The 16,229-nt window shown below is 63.7% G+C and carries 12 protein-coding genes; 5 read left to right on the top strand and 7 right to left on the bottom strand.

The window, feature by feature from the left end; all coding sequences use genetic code 11:
- The first annotated feature begins 81 nt into the window (after window positions 1–81).
- The 5 genes from fba to APH36_RS25135 all read left to right on the top strand — a co-directional run bounded on the left by fba (window position 82) and on the right by APH36_RS25135 (window position 5,179).
- Window positions 82–1,146, top strand: coding sequence for a class II fructose-bisphosphate aldolase (gene fba / locus APH36_RS25155; RefSeq protein ID WP_012274520.1), 1,065 nt, complete (start codon window positions 82–84; stop codon window positions 1,144–1,146).
- A 209-nt stretch (window positions 1,147–1,355) separates the two neighbouring features.
- Window positions 1,356–3,488, top strand: coding sequence for a bifunctional diguanylate cyclase/phosphodiesterase (locus APH36_RS25150; protein ID WP_060500998.1), 2,133 nt, complete (start codon window positions 1,356–1,358; stop codon window positions 3,486–3,488).
- A gap of 39 nt (window positions 3,489–3,527) precedes the next feature.
- On the top strand, window positions 3,528–4,028 hold the full coding sequence (locus APH36_RS25145; protein ID WP_060500996.1) for a M48 family metallopeptidase: 501 nt from the start codon (window positions 3,528–3,530) through the stop codon (window positions 4,026–4,028).
- A gap of 12 nt (window positions 4,029–4,040) precedes the next feature.
- On the top strand, window positions 4,041–4,337 hold the full coding sequence (locus APH36_RS25140) for a helix-turn-helix domain-containing protein (RefSeq protein ID WP_016395304.1): 297 nt from the start codon (window positions 4,041–4,043) through the stop codon (window positions 4,335–4,337).
- 104 nt (window positions 4,338–4,441) lie between these two features.
- Complete coding sequence (locus APH36_RS25135; RefSeq protein WP_060500994.1) at window positions 4,442–5,179, top strand: ABC transporter substrate-binding protein; 738 nt, start codon at window positions 4,442–4,444, stop codon at window positions 5,177–5,179.
- 68 nt (window positions 5,180–5,247) lie between these two features.
- Here the strand turns inward: APH36_RS25135 and yccS are convergent, their stop codons facing one another.
- The 7 genes from yccS to APH36_RS25100 form a co-directional block, all read right to left on the bottom strand.
- On the bottom strand, window positions 5,248–7,431 hold the full coding sequence (yccS, locus tag APH36_RS25130; RefSeq protein WP_060500992.1) for a YccS family putative transporter: 2,184 nt from the start codon (window positions 7,429–7,431) through the stop codon (window positions 5,248–5,250).
- An 83-nt stretch (window positions 7,432–7,514) separates the two neighbouring features.
- A complete protein-coding gene (locus tag APH36_RS25125; RefSeq protein WP_060500990.1) occupies window positions 7,515–8,696 on the bottom strand; it encodes an NAD(P)/FAD-dependent oxidoreductase in 1,182 nt (393 codons plus the stop codon).
- A gap of 61 nt (window positions 8,697–8,757) precedes the next feature.
- Window positions 8,758–10,095, bottom strand: coding sequence for an ATP-dependent RNA helicase DbpA (gene dbpA / locus APH36_RS25120; protein WP_232333298.1), 1,338 nt, complete (start codon window positions 10,093–10,095; stop codon window positions 8,758–8,760).
- 112 nt (window positions 10,096–10,207) lie between these two features.
- Window positions 10,208–11,635, bottom strand: a complete 1,428-nt coding sequence (gene mdtD / locus APH36_RS25115) for a multidrug transporter subunit MdtD (RefSeq protein WP_060500985.1) — start codon at window positions 11,633–11,635, stop codon at window positions 10,208–10,210.
- A gap of 127 nt (window positions 11,636–11,762) precedes the next feature.
- Window positions 11,763–13,082 carry a TldD/PmbA family protein gene (locus tag APH36_RS25110; RefSeq protein ID WP_060500983.1) on the bottom strand — a complete coding sequence of 440 codons (1,320 nt, stop codon included), beginning with the start codon at window positions 13,080–13,082 and terminating at the stop codon, window positions 11,763–11,765.
- Window positions 13,082–14,524 carry a TldD/PmbA family protein gene (locus tag APH36_RS25105; RefSeq protein ID WP_060500981.1) on the bottom strand — a complete coding sequence of 481 codons (1,443 nt, stop codon included), beginning with the start codon at window positions 14,522–14,524 and terminating at the stop codon, window positions 13,082–13,084. Before APH36_RS25105 ends, APH36_RS25110 begins: the two co-directional genes overlap by 1 nt.
- A gap of 32 nt (window positions 14,525–14,556) precedes the next feature.
- A partial coding sequence (locus tag APH36_RS25100; RefSeq protein WP_060500979.1) for an acyl-CoA dehydrogenase occupies window positions 14,557–16,229 on the bottom strand: 1,673 nt, incomplete at its 5' end.

The following is a 16,229-nucleotide window of genomic DNA, read 5'->3' as shown; positions in this document are numbered from 1 at the left end:
GGCCCACACTACTTGAACAGCAACCGCCCCTGCGGCAGGCTTGCACGAAACAAACGACGCTTGTCGGGAGAGAGATACACAATGGCACTCATTAGCATGCGCCAGATGCTGGACCACGCCGCCGAGTTCGGTTACGGCGTACCAGCTTTCAACGTCAACAACCTCGAGCAGATGCGCGCCATCATGGAAGCGGCCGACAAGACCGACTCCCCGGTGATCGTCCAGGCTTCGGCCGGTGCCCGCAAATACGCTGGCGCCCCGTTCCTGCGCCACCTGATTCTGGCGGCCATCGAAGAATTCCCGCACATCCCGGTGTGCATGCACCAGGACCACGGCACCAGCCCTGACGTCTGCCAGCGCTCGATCCAGCTGGGCTTCAGCTCGGTGATGATGGACGGCTCGCTGGGTGAAGACGGCAAGACCCCGACCGACTACGAGTACAACGTCCGCGTTACCCAGCAGACCGTTGCTATGGCACACGCCTGTGGCGTTTCGGTAGAAGGCGAGCTGGGCTGCCTGGGTTCGCTGGAAACCGGCATGGCCGGTGAAGAAGACGGCATCGGCGCCGAAGGCGTGCTGGACCACAGCCAGATGCTGACCGACCCGGAAGAGGCTGCCGACTTCGTCAAGAAGACCCAGGTCGACGCCCTGGCGATTGCCATCGGTACCAGCCACGGTGCCTACAAGTTCACCAAGCCACCTACCGGTGACGTGCTGGCCATCGACCGTATCAAGGAAATCCACAAGCGCATCCCCAACACCCACCTGGTGATGCACGGTTCTTCCTCGGTACCGCAAGAGTGGCTGGCGATCATCAATCAGTACGGCGGCGACATCAAGGAAACCTACGGTGTACCGGTTGAAGAGATCGTCGAAGGCATCAAGTACGGCGTACGCAAGGTCAACATCGACACCGACCTGCGTCTGGCCTCTACCGGTGCCATGCGCCGCCTGATGGCGACCAACCCGAGCGAGTTCGACCCACGCAAGTTCTTCGGTGAAACCGTCAAGGCCATGCGCGACGTGTGCATCGCCCGTTACGAAGCCTTCGGCACCGCCGGCAATGCCTCCAAGATCAAGCCGATCTCCCTGGAAGGCATGTACCAGCGCTACCTGAAAGGTGAGCTGGCCGCCAAGGTCAACTGATCGACCGGCAGCATGAAAACCCGCAGCGATGCGGGTTTTTTTATGGGCGACAGAACCTGCACATAATCCCGGCAGACTTACCGTTAGTCGGCTACGGTACAGTTGAGCCACTGATAGCGTTCTGATTGCATTGCGCGTTACGGCCTTGGGTCTAGAGTATTAATGGATCCAACCGTATTTTGAAGTCGGTCACATAACAGAGAAGCAGCATGGATGGCGCTCAAGCTCAAGCTCAACCGCAGCCACTGGATGGCAGCTCGGTTCTTCTGGTGGTAGACGACTACCCCGAGAACCTCATCAGCATGCGGGCCTTGCTGGCCCGGCAGGATTGGCAAGTGTTGACGGCAAGCTCAGGGATGGAAGCCTTGAGCGCGTTGCTCGAGCACGATGTCGACCTGGTCCTGCTGGATGTGCAAATGCCGGAAATGGACGGTTTCGAAGTCGCCCGGTTAATGCGTGGCAGCCAACGCACCCGGCTGACCCCGATTATTTTCCTCACCGCCAACGAACAGTCCGAAGCCGCCGTACTCAAAGGCTACGCCAGCGGCGCCGTCGACTACATGTTCAAGCCGTTCGACCCGCAAATCCTCAAGCCCAAGGTTCAGGCCTTGCTCGAACAGCAGCGCAACCGGCGCATGCTGCAACGTCTGAGCCGAGAGCTGGAAGCCGCGCGGGCATTCAACGCATCGATCCTGGAGAATGCTGCCGAGGGCATCCTGGTGGTAGATGCCCAAGGTGTCATCAGTTTTGCCAACCCGGCCATTTCGCGCTTGCTGGCGGCACCGGTGCAGCAATTGCAGGGCGCTCACCTGCTTGACCTGGTGCAACTGGCCAATGCCAGCCTGTGGGGTGAGTCCGACTTCTACCAGGCCTACCTGGGGCGGCGCATTTTCCGCGTACACGATGCCCAGTTGCGCACTTTGGGGGGCGAGCTGGTGCCGGTGGCGCTGTCCTGTGCACCGCTGCCGGCCGACCAGCAGGCCATGGTGGTGACGGTGCTGGACATGTCGGTGGTGCGCAACCTGCACCAGCAGCTGGAGTACCAGGCGGTTACCGACCCGCTCACCGGGTTGCTCAACCGGCGGGGTTTCTACCAGGCCGCCGAAGGTGCGCTGCTGCGTAACGAGCGCTCGGACAAGGCGCAGGCGCTGATGTACATGGACCTGGATGGCTTCAAGCGCATCAACGACTCGCTGGGCCACGAAACCGGTGATCGCGTGCTGCGCTGGGTAGGCGAGCAACTCAAGGACTGCCTGGGTAGCGAGGCGTTGCTGGCGCGGATGGGCGGTGATGAATTTACCGCGCTGTTTGATAGCCTGCCTTACCCCGAGCAGGCGGGCCGTTACGCCGAGAAACTGCTTGAGCGTATTTCGATCAGTCACCAGATCGAAGGGCTCGATGTGAGCCTTGGGGTGAGCATCGGCATCGCCACCTACCCGGACTGCGGCGCCAATGTGGAAGGCCTGTTGCGTGCAGCCGATGCGGCGATGTACGCCGCGAAGCAGGCCGGGCGCCAGCAGTACCGCTTCTATGACCAGGAACTCAACGGCCGGGCACGTTCGCGCCTGATGCTTGAAGACAGCGTGCGCGCCGCCATCGAGCAGCAGGACTTCACCTTGGTCTATCAGCCGCAGGTGTCGTTCATCGATGGCCGTCTGCGTGGTTTCGAAGCATTGTTGCGCTGGCAGCACCCTAGCGTTGGCGATGTGCCGCCGGGGCTGTTCATTCCGTTGCTGGAGGAAGCACGGCTGATCAACCGGCTGGCCAGCTGGATTTATCGGCAGGGGGCCGCTCAGCGCCAGGCCTGGTATGAACGCTTCCCCGCAGACCTGGTACTCGGCATCAGTTTGAGCCGTGCGCAGTTCGTCATGCCCAGCCTGGTTGAAGAGTTGCAGCGGGTCATCCAGCTTTACCAACTGGACCCGGCGCAGCTGGAGGTGGAAGTGGCGGAAACCTCGTTGATGTACAACATCGATGCGGCCGTGAAACAGATACACCGCCTCCGCGAGTTGGGGGTGCGGGTAGCGCTGGATGACTTTGGGGCGGGTGACTGTTCATTGCGCATGCTGCGCGACCTGCCAATCGACACCCTCAAGCTTGACCGCCACCTGGTGGCACGCCTGCCCGACTCGGCGGTGGATGCGGCCTTGGTCCGCAGTGTGATTGGCCTGTGTGCCGACTACCGCATCACGGTGATTGCCGAAGGGGTGGAGACCCCGGCTCAGGCGGCCTGGCTCAAGGCCAATGGTTGTGAATATGTGCAGGGCTTCCTGGTGGCTTACCCAATGATCGCAGCGGACGCCAGCGGCTTTCCGGCAATTTTCTCGTGGCCTGGGCCATGATTGGCTAGAATCGGCATTCGTTACGCCGAATGCAGCGCCATGACCGTATTACGTTACTTGCAAGCCTATCCCCCGCACCTGCAAGCGCAGGTGCGGCAGATGATCGACAGCGGCCGCCTGGGCGAGTACCTGCAGCGACGCTACCCCGACCGCCATGACGTGCAAAGCGACAAGGCGCTGTACGGCTATGCCCAGGACCTGCGCCAGCAGTACCTGCGCACCGCGCCGGGCCTGGACAAGGTATTGTTCGACAACCGCCTCGACCTGACCCATCGGGCCTTGGGCCTCAATACGGCGGTGTCGCGGGTGCAGGGCGGCAAGCTCAAGGCGAAAAAGGAAATCCGCATTGCCTCGTTGTTCAAGGAGGCCGCGCCACAGTTCTTGCGCATGATCGTGGTGCACGAACTGGCGCACCTGCGCGAGCGCGATCACAACAAGGCGTTCTACCAGCTCTGCCAGCACATGGAGCCGGACTACCACCAACTGGAATTCGACCTGCGCGTCTACCTGACTTATCGGGAGCTGCCGGGCAACGTTTAAGGACCACGCAGCATGGAAGTGAGCAAGACCAAGAGCAGCTTCTACCGCCGTTTGTACGTGGCCTGGCTGATCGACAGCCAGACCGCGACCAGCGTACCCGCGTTGATGGAGGCCACCGGGATGCCACGGCGCACGGCCCAGGACACCATCGCCGCCCTGGCCGACCTGGACATCGTCTGCGAGTTCGAACAGCAAGAGGGCGCACGCAACCACGCCGGGCATTACCGCATTCATGACTGGGGCGCCATCGACAAGCAGTGGATCATCCAGCATCTGCGGCAGATCCGGGAAGTGCTCGGGTATCCCTGAACGGCCAAAATAGAGGCAAATTGACACTATTGGCCGCTGCTCCCGGCAACAGGTTTGTGTAATCTCATCGCCAGTGTGTCCCCCCATTGCGAAAGGACGTGAGCATGCGGCCACTGCTTTGTGTTCTGGGTTTACTGGCAATGATGCTGGCAACACCCGTACCGGGTCACGCCAAGCTACGCCTGGTGGCCGACAACTGGCCACCGTTCACTGATGCCAGCATGCCGGGTGGTGGCTTGGCGACCAGTATCGTCACTACGGCGCTAACCCGAGCCGGTTATGCCAGTGCAGTCGAAGAGGCACCATGGGCCCGGGCGTTGCTGGGGATAAGCGAAGGGCGTTACGACGTGCTGATCAATGCCTGGCAGAGCGATTCGCGCGCCCGCATCGGGCAGTTCTCCAGCGCCTACCTGACTAACCGCATTCGCTTGCTACAACGCACGGGCGATGAGTTCCGCTATCAGCGTCAATCGGACTTGTACCCTTACAGCATTGCTGTGGTGCGTGATTACGCCTACTCACCTGAGTTCGACGGCGATACCCGGTTGAACAAGGTGGCGGTGCGCAACTTTTCGTCGGCGGTGCGCATGCTGGCGGCCGGGCGGGTGAACCTGGCGGTGGAGGACGAGTATGTGGCGCGTTACAACTTGCAGCGTGAACCGCAGGAGGTGCGCGATGGGGTGATGCTGGTGGAGCCGCCGCTGGGGGAGAACACCTTGCATATACTGGTTAGCCTGAAGCATCCGGAGCATGCGCGGATTGTCGAGCGGTTCGAACGGGCGGTTGTGGCGATGAAGGCGGATGGCAGTTATGCCCGGCTGCTGCGTGAACATGGCTTCTGATCTCTTTTGCCTGTGCCGGCCCGTTCGCGGGTAAACCCGCGAACGGGCCGGCACAGGCCACACAAAAGTCAGGCGGGTGCTCCTTCCTTGATCAAATGCGCCGCCAAGGTCCGCAACGGCGCCAACTGCCGGCAAATCAACGCCAACTGCGTCTGCACCAGCCGCTGGTGCTCATCCAGTTCTTCCGGCATCTGCTCCAGGGCATTGGCCAGCGCCTCTTCTTCATCACTGTGAATCGCCACCGGCAAGCGCGCCGCCAGCCCATTGGCTATTTCGTCCAGGCTGCTGGCCAGGCTTTGCCCGGCACCCTCGATCAGCTGCTCCTGGACCTCCGCCGGCAACGCCGTGTCGCGGTGTGCACCCAGCCCGGAGAGGTAGCTGAGCAGGGTGTGTGACAGCACCAGGAAACGGAAGCCCACATCCGCTTCCTTACGGAAATGCCCAGGCTCCATCAGCATGTTGGCCAAGGTGGTGGACAGCGCCGCGTCGGCGTTGTGGGCATTGCGCCGGGCCAGGCGGTAGGCCAGGTCGTCGCGCTTGCCGTGGGCATACTGCTGCATGATCTGGCGCAGGTATACGCTGGCGCACGCGAGGGTATTGGCCAGTGCCTTGTTCAGCCGCCGCCCTTGCCAGTCAGGCAGGAACAGGAACACCGCCAGGATGGCGATCAGGCTGCCCACCAGGGTATCGAACAGGCGCGGCAGGAACAGCCCATAGCCATCGCCGATCTGATTGAAGCAGAACAGTACCATCAGGGTGATCGCCGCCGTGGCCAGGGTGTAGCGGGTGGTGCGGTTGACGAAGAACACCACCCCGGCGACCACGGCGAACAGCGACTGGATGACCGGGTTGGGGAACAGGTCGAACAACGCCCAGCCCACTGTCAGGCCGACGGCGGTGCCGACGATTCGCTGTACCAGCTTGCGCCGGGTTGCGCCGTAGTTGGGCTGGCACACGAACAACGTGGTCAGGATGATCCAGTAGCCTTGGGTGGGGTGGATCAGGTGCACCATGCCGTAGCCGATCGACAGTGCCAGCGGCAGCCGCAGGGCATGACGGAACAACAGCGAGGTCGGCGTCAGCTGGGTGCGCAGGCGTGTCCACACGTCTTTAAGCGAGCGTGGGGAGCGGTCGAGCAGGCTGCTGTCGCTGGCGTCGGCCAGGCTGTCCGGGTTGCTGGCGGCGCTTAGCAGGCGGTCCAGTGTTGCCAGGTTTGCGGCCAGTGCCCGCAGCGAACGCAACAGGCCACGCCAGGCCGGGTTGCTCTGGATGCGCAGGTGCTCTAGCGAAGCGTTGAGGTCTTCGAGGGCTTCGGGATAACCGCTGGCCAACACGAACGGCTGGCGCAGGCGGATCGAGCGCGCCAGTTCCTGGCAGGACGAACCCTGCTTGCGCAGCAGGCGCTGGCAGCGAAACATCACATCACTGTGGAAGAACGCGTCGGTCAGGGCGTTATAGGGGTAGTGCGAGGCACTGACCCGCTCGTGGATGTCCTGGGCCAGGAAATACAGCTTGAGGTAGCGGCTGACCTTGGAGTTCGGCTGGCTGTTGCCGACCCGGTGCAGGATGATTTCCTTGGCTGCGTTGAGCGCCGCCACCACCTTGCCGTTTTGCTGCGCCAGCTCAAGGCGCCGGGCCTCGACGTCGAGGGTGCGTACCGGCTCGAACAGGCTGGCCTTGAGCTTGAGGTAGCTGCCCAGCTCGAAGAACAGCTTGGCCAGGCTTTGCTGCACCGGCTGGTTGGAGAACAGTGCCTGCCACAGCACCGACAGCAGCCCGTACCAGGCCGCCCCCGTCACCAGCAGCAAAGGCTCGTGCCAGAAGTCCGTCACCTGGCCTCCGCGCTGGTCCACGCCGATCATGGTGTAAACCGCTGTGATCAAGGTCGCTGAAGCGATGGCACCGTAGCGTTCGCCCAAGGCACCGAGCATGGTCAGGCCGAATGCGGCCAAGGCCAAGGCAACAACGAAAACCCAGGGGTAGGGGAACAGTAGCTCCACCGCCAACGCGGCGATGGCAAAACACACGAGGGTAACGGCAAGGGCGCTGAGACGGCCTTGCCAGCTGTCGTCGGTTTCGGCCAGGGCACTGGCGATGATGCCGAGGAACAGGGGGATCAGCAGGGCCATCTCGTTCTGGTACCAGCACAGGGCCAGGCTGCCGGTGAGGGCGATGGTGACCCGGATGCTGTAGCTGAACTTGTCTTGGCCCCACAGGCGACGCAGTGACTGACGGAACGAGCTCGATGACATGATGGCCTGCTAGGCAGTAAGCGAAGAATGCATTGCAGCACGGGCCAGCAAGAAGCGTTCCGTGCTGCTGAATGGATTCTACTCTACACGAACTGCGCTGCGGCGTTGGCCGATGCCCAGGCCCACTGGAAGTTGAACCCGCCCAGGTGGCCGGTGACGTCGAGCACTTCGCCAATGAAGTACAGCCCCGGGCTTTTCAGCGATTCCATGGTCTTGGACGACACTTCGCGCGTATCCACGCCGCCCAGGGTGACTTCGGCGGTGCGGTAGCCTTCGGTGCCGGCCGGTACCACTTGCCAGTTCGCCAGCTTTTCGGCGATCTGTGCCAGCTCTGCCGGGGTGTACTGCTTCATCGGCCTGGACTCGAACCATTGCTCGGCCAGCAGGTTGGCCAGCTTGCGGGTGAACACCTCGCCCAGCACGGTCTTCAGTTCGGCGTTGGCGCGCTCGGTTTGCATCTGTTGCAGCCAGGTGAGCGCATCGCGGTCCGGCAGCAGGTTGATCTCCACCGTGTCACCGGCTTCCCAGAACGAAGAAATCTGCAAGATCGCCGGGCCGCTCAGGCCGCGGTGGGTAAACAGCAGGTTCTCGCGGAAGCTGCTGCCATTGCAGCTGGCGGTGCAGTCCAGCGAGGTGCCGGACAACTCGGTGCACAGTGCCTTGAGTTGGGGCTCGGTGATGGTGAACGGCACCAGCCCGGCGCGGGTCGGCAGCAGGGTGTGGCCAAACTGGCGCGCCACTTGGTAGCCGAAACCGGTGGCACCCAGGGTCGGGATCGACAGGCCGCCGGTGGCGATCACCAGCGACTGGCAGGCGAACTGGCCACCGCTGGTCTGCAGCAGGTAGCCGGTTTCGGTCTTTTCGATCTGTTCGATGCTGGTGTGCATGCGGATTTCGGCGCCAGCCTCGTCGCACTCGGCCAGCAGCATGTCGAGGATGTCGCTGGCCTTGTTGTCGCAGAACAGCTGGCCGAGCTTCTTCTCGTGGTACGCCACGCCGTGCTTGCACACCAGTTCGATGAAGTCCCACTGGGTGTAGCGGGCCAGGGCCGACTTGCAGAAGTGCGCGTTCTGCGACAGGAAGTTGGCCGGCTCGGTGTACATGTTGGTGAAATTGCAGCGCCCGCCGCCGGACATGAGGATCTTCTTGCCGGGCTTGTTGGCGTGGTCGAGCAGCAGCACCCGGCGGCCACGACGGGCGCTGAGCTGGGCGCACATCAGGCCGGCGGCGCCGGCGCCGAGGATGATGACGTCGGTGGAATGCACGGTGTTACCTCATGAATAGCCGGGGCCGCTGCGATGGACTGCGAAGCAGCCCCAAAAAATATCAAACGATACGGACTTTCAGGGCGCGGCCCTTGATCTTGCCGCTGTTCAGCCGCTGCATGGCCTGCTTGGCCAGCGCCCGCTCCACGGCAACGAACGCCTGGAAGTCGAAGATGGCAATCTTGCCCACCTGCTTGCCCGGGATGCCGGCATCACCGGTCAGTGCCCCGAGAATATCGCCTGGGCGCAGCTTGTCCTTGCGCCCGGCTGCAATGCACAGGGTGCTCATCACCGGCAGCAGCGGCTCGCCGCCTTTGTTCTTCAGGCTGTCCAGCTGGTCCCAGCGCAGTGGGCTATTCTGCAGCTCCTCGATAGCCTGGGCACGGTGGCCTTCGGCCGGTGCCACCAGGCTGACTGCAACACCTTTCTCACCTGCACGGCCGGTACGGCCCACGCGGTGTACGTGGATTTCGGCATCACGCGCCAGCTCCACGTTGATGACCATGTCCAGGCCATCGATATCCAGGCCGCGCGCGGCCACGTCGGTAGCCACCAGCACCGAGCTGCTGCGGTTGGCGAACATGGTCAGCACCTGGTCGCGGTCGCGCTGCTCCAGGTCGCCGTGCAGCGCCTGGGCGACGATGCCCTTGGCGGTCAGGTGGGCAACCACGTCCTCGCACTGCTGCTTGGTGAAGCAGAACGCCACGCAGGACTGCGGGCGGTAGTGGCCGAGCACGCGGGTGACGGCCTCCAGGCGCTGCTGCGGGTCGATCTCGATGAAGCGCTGTTCGATCTGGTTGTCGGTGTGCAGGCTTTCGACTTTCACCTGCTGTGGGTTGCGCATGAAGTCGGCGGCCAGTTGCTTGATGCCGGCCGGGTAGGTGGCCGAGAACAGCAGGGTCTGGCGGCGTGACGGGGTCTTGCCGATGATGCTGGCGATGGCGTCGAAGAAGCCCATGTCGAGCATGCGGTCGGCTTCGTCCAGTACCAGCGTGTTCAGGCCATCGAGTACCAGAGTGCCCTTGTCCAGGTGTTGCTGGATACGCCCCGGGGTGCCGACGATGATGTGCGCACCGTGCTCCAGCGAGGCGATTTGCGGGCCCAGCGAAACGCCGCCGCACAGGGTGAGGATCTTGATGTTGTCCTCGGCGCGGGCCAGGCGGCGCAGCTCCTTGGCCACCTGGTCGGCAAGCTCGCGGGTAGGGCACAGCACCAGCGCCTGGCAGCCGAAGTAGCGCGGGTTGATCGGGTTCAGCAGGCCGATGCCGAAGGCGGCGGTCTTGCCGCTGCCGGTCTTGGCCTGGGCGATCAGGTCCTGGCCCTTGAGGATGACCGGCAGGCTCTGGGCCTGGATCGGCGTCATCGAGGCATAGCCGAGGGCGTCCAGATTCGCCAGCATGGCGGCGGACAACGGCAGAGTGGCAAAGGCGGTGGATTCGGTGGTCACGAGGCTGGCCTGCGGTGCGAAGCGAAAAATGCCGCATAGTCTACCAGCCTCATGGCCATTCGCCCTACGACTCCATGTGTTCTTCCGGACGACGGGCACGCCTTCCGTCCGTGGGCGCCAGTTGCAGGAAGATCGCTGCCGCCAGCATGGCCATCACGCCGATGGTGACGAAGGTCAGCTGGAAGGCGCCCAAGGTGGACTCCACGCCTTCAGCGCTGCCGGCAGCGGTGAAGCCACCGAGTAGTGCGCCAGCACAGGCTACGCCCAGGCTCAGGGCCAGCTGCGCGACCACCGACAGCAGGCTGTTGCCGCTGCTGGCGCTGGCGTCGTCCAGGTCGATCAGGGTCACGGTGTTCATCGCGGTGAACTGCATCGAGTTGACCGCCCCCAGCAAGCCCAACTGAATCAGCAGCACGGCGTAGGGCGTCTGCTCGTCGACCAGCCCCAGGCTGGCCAGCAGCAGGCCCAGCAGCAGGGTGTTGCCGGTGAGGATGATGCGGTAACCGAAGCGCTCGATCAGCGGGCGGGCAACGGACTTGGCCAGCATGGCCGCTGCCGCCAGCGGGATCATGCTCATGCCGGCCTGGGCCGGTGAGTAACCCAGTGCGACCTGTAGCAGCAACGGCACCAGGAACGGCAGGGCGCCACTGCCCAAGCGGGCGAACAGGTTGCCAAGGATGCCGATGGCGAAGGTGCGCACGCGGAACAGGCTGGGCGAGAACAAAGGCTCCGGGTCGCGCCCGGCACGCAGCCAGTAGGCGGCCAGGCACGCCATGCCGGCGAACAGCAGCAACATCACCCGCAAGTGCGGCAGGTGCAGCTCGCCCAGGCCTTCCATGGCGATGGTGATCAGTACCATCGCGGCGCCGAACAGCAGGAAACCGGGGCCGTCGAACGTGGTGCGCTCGGCGCCGCGCAGGTCCGGGATGAACTTCCACACGGCCAGGCAGCCGAGCAGGCCGACGGGCAGGTTGAGCAGGAAGATCCAGTGCCAACTGAGGATTTCCACCAGCCAGCCGCCGACCGTCGGGCCCAGCAACGGGCCGAGGAGGCCGGGGATGGTGATGAAACTCATGATTCGCACCAGCTCGCTGCGCGGGTAGGCGCGCAACACCACCAGCCGCCCGACCGGCAGCATCAGCGCACCGCCCAGGCCCTGCACGACGCGGGCGAAGATCAGAAAGCCCAGGCTATTGGCTGCGGCGCACAGTAGCGAGCCGAAGCTGAACAGCAGGATGGCACTGAAGAAGATGCGCTTGGTGCCGAAACGGTCGGCGATCCAGCCCGAAGCAGGGATCAGTAGGGCTACGGTGAGCATGTAGGCGATGATCACGCCCTGCATGCGCAGCGGGTCTTCGGCCAGCGAGCGGGCCATGGCCGGCAGCGCGGTGTTGAGGATGGTGCCGTCCAGGGACTGCATGAAGAAGGCGATGGCCACCACCCAGGGGATCCAGCGGGCGGTGACGGGGTCTAGCGGTGCTCGATCGGGCATGACTTCCTCGTTTGTCAGTGCCGGCCCCTTCGCGGGCAAGCCCGCTCCCACAGGTACTGCACCACATCTGAGGGTGGTGAATACCCTGTGAGAGCGGGCTTGCCCGCGAAGAGGCCGCTAATGCCTATCACAGTGTCAGGGTCAGGCCTTTGACCAGTGCCCCCGGCAAATGACTCGACCCGGTACTGCGCTGTCCATAGGTGCTGGTCGACAAGATCATCTCGCGCTCGCGGGTCAGGTCCTCCAACTGGCTGCCGAGCAAGCTGTACAGGCTGTCATCGAAGCGCATGGTGCTCACGGGCCCCTGGATCTGCCCGTTTTCCACCCAGAAAGTCGCGAACCGGGTCAGCCCGGTCATGCGCGCTGCCGGCAGGTCAGAGTAGTTCAGGTACCACAGGTTGCTGATGTACAGCCCGGTGCCCAGGCGCTCAAGAATGTGCTCGCTCGTCAAGTTACCCGGTGCCAGGCTCAGTGCGCACGGCGACTCGTAGCTGTCGGCACCATTGGCCAGCAACTCGAATTCGGCCGCACTGCGCGCACTGATCAATCGCTGCCGAGCCTCACCTTGCTGGATCAATGGCACATCCAGGCGTGGAGCCCCCTCATCGGAAAACGCCGGGCTCAGCGAGCCGCTGACCTGCTCGGTAAAGCTCACCAGCGGGCTCAGCCGTGCATCGCCGTTGTACAAACGTTGCAATGCGCTATTGCCGGTGGCCAGGGCCTGTGCGGAAAAGCCGCCCCAGCACAGCATGCCAGCGATTTCGTCCATGGCGGCTGGTGCCAAGTAGGCGCGATAGCTGCCGGGCTTGAGGGTGACTACCGGGCGGCCAAGGAAGCCCAGCTGTTCCCGCGCCTGTCGCAGACGTGCGATGAAGTCATCCGCGCTCCACACCTGGCCGGCATAGTTGGCCTTCACCGCCTGGCCGTTTTCATGGAACAGGCTCCAGTCGAAGTTGAAGCTGTTGGCCTGGTGCCAGCCAAAGGCACCGAACGAACTGGCAAAGCCCCGGCAGATCGGACCGGCAGCGTAGATACCGACCAGGTCCAGCTCGCCTGCTTCGTGGTCGAGCAGGGCCAGTACTTCGTCCAGTTCGGGCAGGGGCTGCACCTGCAGGCTGTGGCTTTGCCAGGCACTTTCGTCTAGCCACAGATAAGGGTCAACGGCCAACAGTGGCAAGGTCTGGCGCAGTTGCTCCAGCGCATCGCCAAGGCGCTGGCGGTCCAGTTGCGCGTCGCCACTCAAGGTCACCTGCTGTTCCGCCTGGCGGCCATCACGGACCAACCGCAGTTGCGCGCTGGCCTGGCTTACAGTGCCGGCCTGGCGCACCTTGGCATTGTTGAAACGCACGAATTGCGACTGTTCGGCGCTGTAGCCGAGGGTGAACTGCTCGCCTGCTTGCAGGGCGGCGCGCACATCCCCGACCAGGGTTTCGAAAGCGTGCTTCATCAGGCGTCTCCTCCAAATACGTCAATCTGGCGGAATACGCAGGCCGGCGAGGCATGACCGACCCGCACCACCTGGTTGGGCTCGCCCTTGCCGCAGTTGGGCGTGCCAAGTACCTGGAAGGTGCTGCGGTCGCCAACCGCCGCCAGGTTGCGCCAGAACTGTGCGGAGATGCCGCGGTAGTTGGGGTTCTTGACGATGCCCTTGAGCTCGCCGTTTTCGATCAGCTGGCCCCATTCGCAGCCGAACTGGAACTTGTTGCGCGCGTCGTCGATGGACCAGGAACGGTTGGTGCGCATCAGGATGCCATGCTCGATGCCCTTCACCAGTTGCGCCAGGCTCTGGTCGCCCGGCTCGATGTTCAGGTTGGCCATGCGGTCGATCGGTGCACGGTTCCACCCGCAGGCGCGGCTGTTGGCCACGCCGTCCAGACCAGAGCGGAATTGCGACAATGCGCCGCCCAGCGGGCGCAACAGCAGGCCGTCGCGGATCAGGAACTGCTTGCTGGCCGGGGTGCCGTCGTCGTCAAAGCTGTAGCTGGCCAGCTCTTCGCCGATGGTCGGGTCGAACGTCACGTTCAGCAGGCTGGAGCCGTATTGCAGGTGGCCGAAATCGCTGGCTTTGACGAAGCTGGTGCCAGCGTAATTACGCTCGTCACCGAGGATGCGGTCCATTTCCAGCGGGTGGCCGATGGACTCGTGGATCTGCAGCATCATCTGGTCCGGCATCAGCAGCAGGTCACGCGGGCCGCTTGGGGTGTTGGGGGCCAGCAGCAGTTGCAGCGCCTCGTCGGCGACCTGTCGGGCGGCGCCCACCAACCCGCAGCGCTCGATGATCTCGAAGCCACCCTGCTGGCCGAAGTTGTCGCGGCCCAGGCTGCGGCTCTGGCTGTCCTGCCCGTCGCTAGCGGTCACGCCCAGCCCCGGGAACAGGAAACGCTGGGCATGGCGCAGTTCGGCGCCGGCCGAGTTCAGGTAGGTTTGCTCGACCAGGGTCAGGCCCAGGCTGGCTTGCCAGTCCACCAGGCGGTCGTCCTTGGGGACGCTGGCCGACTCGGCGGCAAGCAAGCCAAGGCAGTCGGCGAGGGACGGCACAGGCTGGTCGAAGTTGGGTGAAACATGGTCGTGACGGGCGTTGGTCACGGGTTGGTCGCGCAGATCGAGCAAGCTGTGCCGGGCGATCTGCCGGGCCAGGGCCTCGGCCTGCTCCAACGCGTGTTGCAGGCCCGCCTGGGACAGGTCGGCGGTGGCCGCGTAAGCCTCCACACCATTGACCCGCACGGTGAGCATGGCGCCTTCGTCCTGGCTGAAGAAGGGTGGTTCGGCAACATTGCGGCGAACCGACAGCGCCTGGTGCGACTGTTTCACATGCCGCAGGGAAAACAATTCGGCCGTACTGCGCAGCGCGGCAAAGCGCTGGCGCAGCAGGGCGCTGGAATCAAACATGCACAAGCCTCCGTGTACCCGGTGGCTCCCCCTTAGAACCACTCGTCCTGCATGGTGAGGCAAGTGTCGTCGCGCGCCTCTAGCAATGCCAGCTCATTATGGCAGCCCGGTACTTCCCAGGTCAGGAAATAACGCGCCGCTTGCAGCTTGCCGAGGTAGAAGTCGCGGTCAGCGGGGTTGCCCTTGAATAAGCCAAGCTCGGCGTGAATGGCCTGTTCCAGCCAACGCCAGCCGATCACGCAGTGGCCGAACGCCTTGAGGTACAGGGCCGAGTTGGCCAGGGCGCCTGCGACTTTGCCCTGGGCCAGGTCGCCGAGCAGCGCCAGGGTCACGCTTTGCAGCCGGTTGACCAATTGCTCCAGCGGCTGGCGCAGCGGGTCGAGGTTCGGGTGATGGCTGGCACGTTCGCCTGTGCTGGCGATCAGGCGGATCAGTTGCTTGAGGCCGGCGCCGTTGTTCTGTGCCAGCTTGCGGCCGAGCAGGTCGAGCGACTGGATGCCTTCGGTGCCTTCGTGAATCGGGTTCAGGCGGTTGTCGCGGTAGTACTGTTCTACCGGGTATTCGCGGGTATAGCCGTGGCCGCCGAGAATCTGGATGGCCAGTTCGTTTGCCTTAAGGCAGAAGGCCGAGGGCCAGGATTTGACGATAGGGGTCAGCAGGTCGAGCAATGCCTGAGCCTGCTTGCGAGTGCTTTCTTCGCTGGCGGTCTGGGTGTCGTCGAACAGGCGAGCGGCGTACAGGCCCAGGTCGAAGGCGCCTTCTACGTAGGCCTTCTGGGCCAGCAGCATGCGCTTCACATCGCTGTGCTCGATGATCGGCACGGCCGGGCTGTGTGGGTCTTTGTTATCCGGCAGCCGACCCTGCGGGCGCTGGCGGGCGTATTCCTGCGAGTACAGGTAACCGGCGTAACCGAGCATTACTGCGCCCATGCCAACACCGATGCGTGCCTCGTTCATCATCTGGAACATGCAGGCCAGGCCCTGATGAGGCTGGCCGACCAAGTAGCCGATGCACTGGCCGTTGTCGCCGAAGTTCAGCGCGGTGGAGGTGGTGCCACGCCAGCCCATCTTGTGGAACAGCCCGGCCAGCAGCACATCGTTGCGTGGGCCACGGCTGCCGTCCGGATTGACGTGGTACTTGGGCACGATGAACAGCGAAATGCCCTTAACTCCGGGCGGGGCGTCCGGGAGCTTGGCCAGCACCATGTGCACGATGTTTTCCGACAGCTCGTGGTCGCCGCCGGAGATGAAGATCTTGTTGCCCTTGAGCCTGTAGCTGCCGTCGCCCTCCGGTTCTGCCCGGGTGCGGATGTCGGCCAGCGATGAGCCTGCGTGGGGTTCGGTGAGCGCCATTGTGCCGAAGTAGCGACCTTCGATCATGGGTTGCAGGAACAGGCGCTTCTGTTCGTCGGTGCCGAAGCTCTCAATGAGGTTGGCTGCGCCCATGGTCAGGAACGGGTAGGCCGTGGTGCTGGCGTTGGCGGCCTGGAAGTGGGCAAAGCAGGCCTGCGAGACCAGGCTGGGCAGTTGCATGCCGCCAGCTTCGAAGTCGCGGTTGGCGTTGAGAAAACCGGCTTCAAGGAACGCATCGACGGCAGGTTTCACCTCGGGGATCAGTTCGGCGCGGCCGTCAACATAGCGCGGCTCGTTTTCGTCGGACTTGCGGTTGTGCGGGGCGAAGTACTTTTCGGCGATGGTGCGGGCGG

The organism is Pseudomonas sp. NBRC 111133 (assembly GCF_001320605.1).
GTDB classification, from domain to species: Bacteria; Pseudomonadota; Gammaproteobacteria; order Pseudomonadales; family Pseudomonadaceae; genus Aquipseudomonas; species Aquipseudomonas monteilii.
The sequence above is the reverse complement of the archived record's forward strand: the minus strand, read 5'-3'. Positions and strand labels throughout refer to the sequence as shown.

Coding starts and splice junctions, on each gene's coding strand:
- APH36_RS25150 (WP_060500998.1), top strand. CDS start 1,356: ATGGATGGCGCTCAAGCTCAAGCTCAACCGCAGCCACTGGATGGCAGC.
- APH36_RS25135 (WP_060500994.1), top strand. CDS start 4,442: ATGCGGCCACTGCTTTGTGTTCTGGGTTTACTGGCAATGATGCTGGCA.
- APH36_RS25105 (WP_060500981.1), bottom strand. CDS start 14,524: ATGTTTGATTCCAGCGCCCTGCTGCGCCAGCGCTTTGCCGCGCTGCGC.
- APH36_RS25145 (WP_060500996.1), top strand. CDS start 3,528: ATGACCGTATTACGTTACTTGCAAGCCTATCCCCCGCACCTGCAAGCG.
- yccS (WP_060500992.1), bottom strand. CDS start 7,431: ATGTCATCGAGCTCGTTCCGTCAGTCACTGCGTCGCCTGTGGGGCCAA.
- mdtD (WP_060500985.1), bottom strand. CDS start 11,635: ATGCCCGATCGAGCACCGCTAGACCCCGTCACCGCCCGCTGGATCCCC.
- APH36_RS25140 (WP_016395304.1), top strand. CDS start 4,041: ATGGAAGTGAGCAAGACCAAGAGCAGCTTCTACCGCCGTTTGTACGTG.
- fba (WP_012274520.1), top strand. CDS start 82: ATGGCACTCATTAGCATGCGCCAGATGCTGGACCACGCCGCCGAGTTC.
- APH36_RS25110 (WP_060500983.1), bottom strand. CDS start 13,082: ATGAAGCACGCTTTCGAAACCCTGGTCGGGGATGTGCGCGCCGCCCTG.
- dbpA (WP_232333298.1), bottom strand. CDS start 10,095: ATGCTGGCGAATCTGGACGCCCTCGGCTATGCCTCGATGACGCCGATC.